The following is a 9,997-nucleotide window of genomic DNA, read 5'->3' as shown; positions in this document are numbered from 1 at the left end:
TCCGGAAATGACTCGCTCTACGGTGAATCCGGCAACGACATCTTCGACATCACGGCCAGCGATTTCGGGACCGACCGGTTCTTTGGCGGGGACGGCGCGGACTCGATCCGGCTGAGGGCGCATATCCAGACCTCCAGCATCCTGTGGAACAGCAGCTATCTGAACAGCGTCGAGCAGCTGGATTTCAACTACTACACGCTTTCCGGCACGACCGGGAATGACCGCGTCGATATCAGCGGCTTCTCCTCAATCTCGGGTTACAGGCAGATCAATCTGGGCGACGGAAACGACACCTTCCGCGGCTTCGGTGGCTCGGATCTGGTCGATGGCGGCACCGGAAGCGACAGCCTTTATGGCGGCGCGGGAGGTGACACCCTGATCGGCGGGTCCGGAAATGACTCGCTCTACGGTGAATCCGGCAACGACATCTTCGACATCACGGCCAGCGATTTCGGGACCGACCGGTTCTTTGGCGGGGACGGCGCGGACTCGATCCGGCTGAGGGCGCATATCCAGACGTCCAGCGTCCTGTGGAACAGCAGCTATCTGAACAGCGTCGAGCAGCTGGATTTCAACTACTACACGCTTTCCGGCACGACCGGGAATGACCGCGTCGATATCAGCGGCTTCTCATCCGTTTCTGGCTACCGGCTGATTGAGTTGGGCGAGGGCAACGATACCTTCATCGGTTATCGCGGCAATGATTATGTCGATGCCGGCGCGGGCAACGACACCCTGCTTGGGGGCGCGGGAAATGACACGCTGAATGGCAACGGCGGCATCGATACCGGAAATTACGCATCGGCCGCAGGAGCGATCAAGATCAATTTGGGGTTGAACTCCGCTCAGGCCATTGGTGGAGGACAGGGCAGCGATACCTTGATCAGTATCGAGAACCTTTCCGGGTCGCGTTTTGCGGACAGCCTGATCGGAAACGCCGCGGCGAACCAATTGATCGGCAATGCGGGCAATGACACCTTGAACGGACAGGCAGGAAATGACCAGCTTATCGGCGGCGCGGGCAGCGACTTGCTCATGGGCGGAGCCGGCAACGATGTTCTGAACGGCGGGGATGGCAACGATACCGCCAACTATGCGTCAGCCACGGGCGCAATCAGGGTTGATCTGAGATTGGGCGCGGCTCAGGCAATAGGTGGTGGACAAGGCAGCGATACCCTGGTGAGCATCGAAAACCTTGTTGGCACACGCTTTGCGGACAACTTGATTGGAAATGCCGCAGCGAACCAGCTTGTCGGAGGAGCCGGCAATGACACCATGAATGGATGGACCGGAAATGACCGGCTTGTCGGAGGGGCGGGAAGGGACGTGCTGACGGGCGGCGTCGGCGCGGATACGTTCATCTTCAACGCGGTACAGGAATCCGGAAAGGGCGCTGCCCGTGATGTCATCACCGACTTTGTCTCGGGAGTCGACACGCTCCAACTATCTGCGATCGATGCCAACACGACGATTGCCGGCAATCAGGCTTTCCACTGGTCTGGGGCTCAGGCGAGTGCATATGGGGTATGGAGCGTGCAGGCCGGCAATAGTCGGATTGTCCGCGGGGATACGAACGGCGACGGCGTGTTCGATTTTGAAATTCAGTTGAACGGAGTGTCGCGCCTGACCGCCCATGATTTTATGTTATAGGCCGATACGAGATCCCGGCAAGAGTAGCCCTCCTGTCGCGGAGAAAGCCAAGGACGTCATTCGGTCCTAACTCCTCGGTTGCCTGGAGCAAGGGTCGGTTCAGAGCTTTACATCGAACCCGTCGACTGGCCCGGCGTCCTCCTCGCCGGACCGGATCGCCGGATCAGTTCGAGGGCACCAGTCATAAGAACATTGCTGCCGTTGCCTCACCCAGCGCAAGACTGGTAAGCCGATCCGCTTCGAAATCACCGAGACGCCGCGTCAGTCCTTCGAGCGCTGGATTGCCGACCCGCAGATGATTGGCCATGAGCATTTGTGGCCCATTCGCCTGCACCACAGTCCGCACCTGTCGACACGACAATATACGGGGATATTGCGTGAATGGGTGAAGTCGATCGGGCTGGACCCAAGTGCGTACGGCACTCATTCGACGCGACGCAGGAAGGTGGCGCAGATCTACAAGAAACATCCCGGAAAAACCTTGGAGCCATCCGCCAGAGAAGGTCACCGGTGGTCTGCCAGAACGACCGTTTCTCAGCCCGCAAATTCAGGCGGCATCCAGGATGTCGGTCGCGCGATGTTCGGCTCCGACACCTTCCATCAGATAGACATCGCCTTCCGCCCCCTGCAAGCGCAGCGGGATCAAGGCCTGATAGGCCGGTGACGCGTACCATGCCTGTGCTGCGCCCTTGCTCGGGAAAGCTATGACAATCAGGTCGTCGGTCGGATTGCCCTCAAGAGTTTCGCGCGCACCGCCATGAATGATGAAGCGTCCTTCGAATGGTGCAAGGGTGGCGTCGATCCCTTGCAGGTAATCAACGATGCCATCGTTGATCTGCACATTGCGCAGTTGCCCCACTGCATAGGCGGTCATGGCACGTCCCCCGTGTGTTGCTGGTCAGAAGATTATCCCGATCTCGTTGCAGCCTGTCGATTACCCGAGAGGTAATGGAAACGACGCTGGACTTCGGTCATCATCGGCCCATGGAGATCGAGACATCCTCATTCGGAATGCAGCTGCGACAATGGCGCGTTCGGCGTCGCTTTACCCAACTGGCGCTCGCGCTCGAGGCGGACATATCGCAGCGCCACCTGAGCTTCGTGGAGTCTGGACGATCGAAGCCAAGCCGTGAGATGGTCTTGCGGCTTGCAGAGCATCTGCGCGTGCCACTTGGCGAGCAGAACAGGATGCTGGTTGCCGCCGGCTACGCTCCCGCCTATGGGGACGGGCTCTTGACGTCTCCTGACATGGTCCGGACGCGTGAGATGATCGACCGGTTGCTTGCCGGTTATCAACCTTATCCGGCATTGGCACTCGATCGCAGTTGGACCATCCTTGCAATGAATAAAGCCGTCCCGGTCTTGACCGAAGGTGTGGACCCAACACTTCTGACGGGACAGGTCAACGCATTGCGGCTGACCCTTCATCCGCAAGGTCTCGCACCGCGGATCGTCAATCTGCCGGCGTGGCGCAGCCACATTCTGCGTCGCCTCTCGCATGACATCGAACTGTCCGCCGATCAAAGTCTCATCGATCTGCTGGAAGAGCTGAAATCCTATCCCGGCGGTCATCGAGCCGCGGGACGAGTGGCATACCAACCCTCCGACATTGCCGTGCCACTTGTCCTGGATCATCCGCGCGGTCAGTTGTCCTTCATCAGCGCGACAACGATCTTTGGAACCGCGGTGAACATCACCCTTGCCGATATGGTGGTCGAAGCCTTCCTTCCCGCCGATGGTTGGACAGCCGAATTCCTGCGTGGCGAGTTCGATCCTGTCGATTGACCGCAGGACGCTCCGGGCGGCGAGGTGCACCGCAGGCAGGGTTAGGCGTTGTCCGGCCGGCCCATAGCTTCTGCTTGCCGGGCGGAAATGCTGCGAAGCCGCGTCCCGCAAAGCGGTCGCTCGACGGATGGCGCAGAATTCCGGTCAAGAGAGGGTCAACGCTTGGCGCAAAGTTGGCGGTCGCTTGCGCAGAAAGCCACTGGGGCTTGCGCATTATCTCCTGACTGGTAGCCGATGCTTTCTTGGAGGGCGATGTACTAGCTTGTCACACGTGAGATGGAACTTCTCTCTAACCATCTCCCGCTTTCGCAAGGCGAACCAGAGCATCAGCGCCTTCGAATAGACGGATCGAGATCGTCAGGCGCGGTAGCACCCGCGATCCAATATTGTGGTGGGGTATCTATCCCAGACTGCCGGGCGGAGCGCCGCGGAATTCGCCTCGGCCCCGGCGATGCGGAAGCTAGTCGGGCAGCGTCCAGACCAGATGGCGCGCCACCACCGCGTCATAACGTGCCGTGGGTTCCATCGTCGCCTCGGCCACGACCTCGACTCCCTGGATGGTCCGCAAGGTGGGGTTCATCGCCTGAGCATCCATCTCGACGATCCGGCCCGCTTCACTGCGGAGAGCTCGCGGACCACGGGGTCGGAGGTGAGGAAAGCCTTCTTCACCTCCGGGTCGTCGGCGGGCTGGGTGCGCCGTGCCGATGACGATCACGGTCGGATCGGCGGCGGCGATTGTGTCCCAGCCGACGAGCGGCCATTCCTCGTCGGTCCCGACCACATTCTTCGGGCCGAGCGTCGCGTTGATATAGGCCGGGGCGCCGGGGCGCCCCGCGACCTAGGCATCGCCCGCCAATTCGGCCGAGGAGAACCAGCAAAGGACATCCTGATAGAAGAAGTCGTTGGAATAGAGGGCGCTACGGCTCGAATCCCCGTTTGCCCTGGTCCCGGTGCCGCAGTTCGCCGGCGAGACATAGGTGGGGATGCCGAGATCAGCGAATTGTTCGCGGGTGCCGACGCGGCCTTCGGGTCCGACGGAACTCTGGAACTGCGCCGCCAGCAGATCGGGGTCGCGGGGTACGACGGCTTCGAAACTTGGCATGCTGTCGGCGACGCGCAGCGAACGGTCCGACAAAACTTCAGGGGGGTCTAAATTGGGCGCCGATACCCACGCCTGAGGGGTTAAGATTTCACGCCGGAACACAGATCGCCTAACAAGGTCCAAGAACGCATTCTCGACTTGAGGCTCAAGTTCCGTCCGATCCGGTCGCGGTCCCCGCATCTCATTGGCAAGGCGGCGCGAATTTTGAATACCGTGCTTGATGAGGTCTGGCCGGCAGTCACGCTTAGAGAACGGAAGTTGGACGGGGTCCTTGCCGAAGCATGGCTTGGGATTCACCGTCACAAAGGGCAAGCATTTAACGCGGTTATCGCGACACTCCGAAGGTTTTCACATACCGCCAGCGGGCAGCCACCCGGCGGATATTGCGTCGGCCTCGCTGCAAAACCACCGTTCGCCGCGGCTCGGGTCGATTTGGGTCTTGGCGTACCAGGGCGACCATGGCGGGTGATAGATGCGTTCGCCAGTTTTGTTGCTGATATTGCCCTTGATGGGGCAGTCTTTCGGTGCATGCGCATCCGGATTCGACCAGCGAGTGCGCCGATATTCCCACGCGGGTATTGCTTGGCCACTCCAGATTCCGACGCCATGTGCGCGCGCCACATCTTCGAGAGGTACATATGTGTCGCTGTACCGTCTGAAGGCCCAGGCCAGCCCCTCTTCAACCAGCCTCCCACCGAGGTCCACGTTCCCCTTTCCAGTCCTACAGCTTGCGATAACGCGGCTGTAATTGTCGACACCACTGGGGGCACAGCGGATGTTTCGGTCTGCAATCAGGGTGGCTAGCCGACGGGCGGCATTGCGGCCGCATTGCCATACTTTGCCTGAGCCATCACGGCATGTCTGACCGGATTCGGGGGCGTCAATTCCCTCGATGCGGATCCGGATGACATTTCCGTTCGACCGGATGTCGAGGGTGTCGCCGTCGACAACCTTTGCCGGACCTTCAATCCGGTTCACTGTCATCACATTGTCCGCTTTGGCGGCATTTGCACCCATCGCGGCAGCGGCGATGCCTAGCGTGCAAACCGCGGTTGCGAGGTCGGAAAGAAAACTACGAAACATGTGGAACCTTGCATGGGGAGGTCGCCTTGGAGCCGTCAACGGCATTGCCGTCGCCGGGGCGATCTACTGGGGGGAGTATTTCCTTCCCCCGACCGGAGCCGGGGGAAAGCAGTCCTGCGATGGTCTCTTACTCGCCCGCCACGAGGTGGATTGTGCTGCCCTGCGCCGTGTCGGCCTCGTCCTCGCGGACCTTGGCGTTGCGTTCCGGGGTCGTCTGGCGTTGCAGAGGCTTGTGCTCGTCCCGCAGCAGCGGCTCGAACCCGAGTGCCAGAGCGATAAACAGGAAAAGCAGCGGCAGCCCATCTATCGCCAGACCGGCGATCCAGCCGGGTGCCGATGCGCCGAACATTTGCGCACGCGTGGCTTCGCTCGGGGATTGCGGAACGAACACCGGAACCTCGGTCTTGCCATCGGCGGGGCGCAGTTCCCTCGCCTTTGCAGTCAGGTCGGCCGTCTGGGCGTCGAGCCTTGCGGTGCGGTCGGTCGAGCTTACGGTGATAACCCCGGTCGAAGCCAGAATGCCGTCCGGCGCCGTCACCATGCCCTCGAGGGAGGCTACCGCCGTCCCGACTTCCTGCGTCGCGGCGAGGAAGAGGGTCTGATCTCCCAGCGCGGCAGCGGATCGCAGGCGACCGACCGCATCGAGTCCCACCCGGTTCACCACATCCGCCTGGTCGACCTGCTCCTGCAGTGCACTGGCCGATCGGCTCCAGCTATCACCAAAGGTTTGCAATTCGGCGCAGCGCGTCCCACAACCGGCCCCGGTGCCAAACTCCCCCCCGGCTTCCTGCTCTGCCAGGGCACGATAGCCCGCGGCGGAGGCGCCGGTCATTTGAACCAGAGGCTGGGCCCAGGTCGCTCGCTCATGGGCCTCTGCGAGGGCGTCAGTATAACCGGTAACCTGCCTTGACAGCTCGGCGCGGACTGCTGCCGTACCGGTCAGTGCGGTCGCGATGGATTGTGCCGAGGCGGCAAGGGCCAGTGCCGCCAGAATGATCCCGCCGGCGATGACGACGGTAAGTCCCAGAAGGCGCCGCGTCCTGGCGGCGGCACCGATCAGGACGTGCCAGGTGATGCTGAAGCCTATGGCGACAACGACCCCGGCGACAAGGGGAACAAACCAGCCGGAATCCGGGTCAGCGGCGTGGAAACCGCTTGCCACGCCAATCGCAGCAAATGCGGCACAGATCACCGCAGCCAGCTGCAGGGCTCGCACCGAGCGGGCGAGGTGAGTATTCATCATAGTCTCCTTGGTTGAGGGACGTTCATTGAAGCAACAAGATGTTGGACTGGGTCTGAGACAGCGCGCTCAGGACAGCGCCGGACTTCCGGCAACCGTGCGGCTTCGGCCCGCGGCCGCTTTCCCCGGCACCAACATGACGTAGAGGCTGAAGACGACAGCGATCAGGCTGAAGATGATGCTCGCCGTCACGTTGGTCGCTGTGAGCACGCTGCCGACAACCGCGACCGTGTAGGAACTGACGACAACCAAGGCTACTGGCGGGCCCCGATCCCGTAGTCGCAGCGCAAAGACAAAACCTCCGGCCACGGTACCGAACAAAAACAGAATACCAGCAAAGATGAGCCCGAGAGCCTCGGCGGACGGTCCCTCAACAGTCGCGATTGCAGCGCCCGCAAGCAGGCCGAAAATCATGATTGCCGTAATAGCGACGATATGGAGGAAGTGGGAAAGACGCCCGCGCGACAGGGAGGTCGAGAAGACGGATTTCAGATGGTTCGATATTCAGGCCTCCTTTGGATGGTGACACGGTGACAGGGCTGCTCCCCTCGCCACCGATATGGTCCGCAAGCGCCTGAATCAGTTTGGGGACCGCGCCAAAAACTTGCTTGAACAAGCCAAACTGCCTAGACTGATGGGATAGAGCGTCGGGATTTTCACCTGATGTACGAGCTTCCGTCTGCCTGGATCATGCACGCCGCCGAGCAACTCGGAGCGAGTTCCACCGCGATCCGGGGGGCACTGCAATCGGCTCGGTTGCATCCGCAATTCCTGTCAGATGACAACGAGCGCGTGAGCGATCGGAAGTGCGTCGATTTCCTGGAATGCGCGGCAAGCCTGACCGGCGACGATACGCTTGGGCTGAATCTGGGTAAGAGTTACGACGTTCGGCGGTCGGGTTTGGCGGCCTATGTCTCGATTTCGGCCGAGACGCTTCGCGAAGGAGTGCTTCACGGGCTTCGCTATGTGAGGTTGGGCGACACCAGCGCCGAGATCGGGTTGAAAGAGCTGGGCAATGTGGCCACGATCCGGATCGACAGCAAGAACCCTTACTTCCGTATGCATCGCCAAGGTCCAGAGTTCAGGATGGCGTCCTGGTTCATGGCTGCCCGCCAAATGGTTTCCGAGCGGTTCCAGGCGGTCGAAGTCCGTTTTGCTCATCCCAGGGCATCGTCTCGCGAAGCGTTTACACGGTTCTTCGGTTGTCCCGTCGCCTTCGGCGCCGAGGCGACCGAAATGTTGATCCAACCGGCATCCCTCGCATTGCCAATGCGGAAAGCGGACCCACACCTGCTCGCGCTACTTCAGCGTACTGGCGACGCCTTGCTCTCCGCCCAACGCGCAGAGAAGACCGCGCTCCGGCTCCACATTGAACGTCTGGTTCTGAGTGCGCTGCCAAAAGGCGGACCGCCAGACATCGCCCAGATTGCCAAAGCGGTCGCACTGAGCGAACGAACCCTCGCCCGAAAGCTACAGGCCGAGGGCACATCCTATCAGGGATTGGTCAACGAGATCCGGCGGGATGCAGCAAAGAGCTACTTGGCCGACCGCTCGTTCTCGATCAGACAGGTGGCTTACCTCCTTGGTTATTCCGAGCAGAGCGGCTTCACGACCGCCTTTCGTCGATGGACAAACCAGACACCGCGCGCCTACCGCGAGGCGAGGATGCAAGCCTTCAAGGTTTAGACGCTGTAGACGCCCCCCTGAGCCGCTGCCGGTTTTGTGGCAACGTAGAGCCAGCCTTCCGTGGGGCAATAAATCCAGGGCCTACAAGCGCAAACCAGCCTCCAAGCGCTGATCGGATTGCGCGCCCGACGCGAGGTTGCGCCATGAGGGCGCTGATCCTTGTGCTTCTCATGCAGTTGATGGGCCCCGGGCTGCCTCGCGCAGCACACGCGGAGTAGGCAGCCCTGATTGCGGCGGATTTCGCACGCTATTTCGCGGAGATCAGCGACTATCTCGCCTGCCTCGATGCCACGCGCAGGCGGCGTTTTTCAGGGCGCAGCGGATCTCGGCGCAGAATCGCAGTTTCTGGGGTCGCCTGAACGAACTCGGGTTGAGCGGGCAGGGGGCAGTCGATCATCCGGCGGCCAACGGCCACGGAAAACCGGAATGAACTGCCTCTGTGGCACCGGGCAGAGCATATGGCCACGAGAGCAGGTGGTTCAACTTCCCAGCCGCTGACAGGCCGACCGGAGGACGGTCGATGTGACTGTCTTGGACCCGCGCGATGGGGGATCAGTGTCGGTATTTCGGTCCCAGGATCAGAATCCCCGTTTCATCCTGTGGCTCGTCAGCGTACGTCAGGGACCTTTCCTTGACCATCGGTCTGCTGGCCTGCAGCACGTCGAGCATGTCAGGAAAGCCCTGCGCCACATCCGGCATCCCTGCAATCTCATAAGCACTTTGGCCCAGCCCCGCATAATGGACAATAGTGCCCCCATGACGGGTCAGCCTCGCGGCGAAGAACGCGCAGGAGATCAGGCAGGCGTCGCCGATCTGGCGGGATTCAGCCCATCTCGCGCGCCGCTGGGCCAACTCCACCAGGCGAAGTGTCAGACGGTCAGGCAGAATGGGATGGTCAATGTAATGTGCCAGCGCCGTGGCCAGATGATATTCAAGCTCTGCAGACAAAGCGACCTGGCTCTCATGCATTCCCTGGATCACCAGGTCGCGAGCGGCAGAGAGATATGTGTCCGTCATGAAACCCTCGGCATCAGTCTGAACGAATATTCCATATTGAGATTTTGCCCCAACTCTCGGGGAGATCAAGCTTGCTGCCTCACCGAGGTCGCTGAAATCACAGGCTATTGCTTGGAAGCATCATGCTGGTTGGCACTGGCGACCACCGAGTGCCAAATTTTTTCGCCCCACCCCTTGAAACCACCCGCTGATGCGGCAAATCTCTGCCGCGTGATGCCGCAAGGGTCACGCGCGGCCCCACCATTGGCATGGGGGGCTCAGGATCTGTTTGTCCAATGAGGAGAACAACATGACATTTAGTCCACTCCACGACCGCGTTCTGGTCCGTCGCGTCCAGTCGGACGAGAAGACCAAGGGCGGCCTGATCATCCCCGACAGCGCGAAAGAGAAACCTGCCGAAGGCGAGATCGTCTCGGTCGGCGAAGGCGCGCGCA

9 protein-coding genes and 1 pseudogene are annotated in these 9,997 nt (G+C 61.0%); 4 read left to right on the top strand and 6 right to left on the bottom strand.

What is annotated here, in order from left to right; all coding sequences use genetic code 11:
• Positions 1–1,650: calcium-binding protein (locus tag ACO2Q4_RS03610; protein ID WP_423317335.1), on the top strand; the 1,650-nt coding region annotated here is incomplete at its 5' end.
• Positions 1,651–2,197: 547 nt separating this feature from the next.
• On the opposite strand, the gene ACO2Q4_RS03605 is transcribed toward ACO2Q4_RS03610, so the two are convergent.
• Positions 2,198–2,524 carry a DUF1330 domain-containing protein gene (locus ACO2Q4_RS03605; RefSeq protein ID WP_423317333.1) on the bottom strand — a complete coding sequence of 109 codons (327 nt, stop codon included), beginning with the start codon at positions 2,522–2,524 and terminating at the stop codon, positions 2,198–2,200.
• Positions 2,525–2,598: 74 nt separating this feature from the next.
• On the opposite strand from ACO2Q4_RS03605, the gene ACO2Q4_RS03600 reads away from it, so the two are divergent.
• The gene (locus tag ACO2Q4_RS03600; protein ID WP_423317331.1) at positions 2,599–3,435 is read left to right on the top strand and encodes a helix-turn-helix domain-containing protein; all 837 of its coding nucleotides are present in this window, start codon (positions 2,599–2,601) and stop codon (positions 3,433–3,435) included.
• Between the two features lie 838 nt (positions 3,436–4,273).
• On the opposite strand, the gene ACO2Q4_RS03595 is transcribed toward ACO2Q4_RS03600, so the two are convergent.
• The 4 genes from ACO2Q4_RS03595 to ACO2Q4_RS03580 all read right to left on the bottom strand — a co-directional run bounded on the left by ACO2Q4_RS03595 (position 4,274) and on the right by ACO2Q4_RS03580 (position 7,274).
• On the bottom strand, positions 4,274–4,639 hold the full coding sequence (locus tag ACO2Q4_RS03595) for a hypothetical protein (RefSeq protein ID WP_423317329.1): 366 nt from the start codon (positions 4,637–4,639) through the stop codon (positions 4,274–4,276).
• A gap of 246 nt (positions 4,640–4,885) precedes the next feature.
• A complete protein-coding gene (locus ACO2Q4_RS03590; protein WP_423317327.1) occupies positions 4,886–5,620 on the bottom strand; it encodes a thermonuclease family protein in 735 nt (244 codons plus the stop codon).
• Between the two features lie 127 nt (positions 5,621–5,747).
• The gene (locus ACO2Q4_RS03585) at positions 5,748–6,860 is read right to left on the bottom strand and encodes a hypothetical protein (RefSeq protein WP_423317325.1); all 1,113 of its coding nucleotides are present in this window, start codon (positions 6,858–6,860) and stop codon (positions 5,748–5,750) included.
• Between the two features lie 69 nt (positions 6,861–6,929).
• Positions 6,930–7,274 carry a hypothetical protein gene (locus ACO2Q4_RS03580; RefSeq protein WP_423317323.1) on the bottom strand — a complete coding sequence of 115 codons (345 nt, stop codon included), beginning with the start codon at positions 7,272–7,274 and terminating at the stop codon, positions 6,930–6,932.
• Positions 7,275–7,523: 249 nt separating this feature from the next.
• On the opposite strand from ACO2Q4_RS03580, the gene ACO2Q4_RS03575 reads away from it, so the two are divergent.
• Entirely contained in the window at positions 7,524–8,546 is a 1,023-nt protein-coding gene (locus tag ACO2Q4_RS03575; RefSeq protein ID WP_423317321.1) for an AraC family transcriptional regulator, read from the top strand.
• Between the two features lie 552 nt (positions 8,547–9,098).
• Here ACO2Q4_RS03575 and ACO2Q4_RS03570 read toward each other — a convergent pair.
• The gene (locus ACO2Q4_RS03570; RefSeq protein WP_423317319.1) at positions 9,099–9,563 is read right to left on the bottom strand and encodes a hypothetical protein; all 465 of its coding nucleotides are present in this window, start codon (positions 9,561–9,563) and stop codon (positions 9,099–9,101) included.
• A 289-nt stretch (positions 9,564–9,852) separates the two neighbouring features.
• Here ACO2Q4_RS03570 and ACO2Q4_RS03565 point away from each other — a divergent pair.
• A pseudogene (locus ACO2Q4_RS03565) lies at positions 9,853–9,997 on the top strand (co-chaperone GroES); the annotation flags it as partial.

It is taken from the genome of Paracoccus sp. KR1-242, from assembly GCF_049446195.1.
GTDB lineage: Bacteria > Pseudomonadota > Alphaproteobacteria > Rhodobacterales > Rhodobacteraceae > Paracoccus > Paracoccus broussonetiae.
This window is presented reverse-complemented; position numbering and strand designations above follow the sequence as displayed.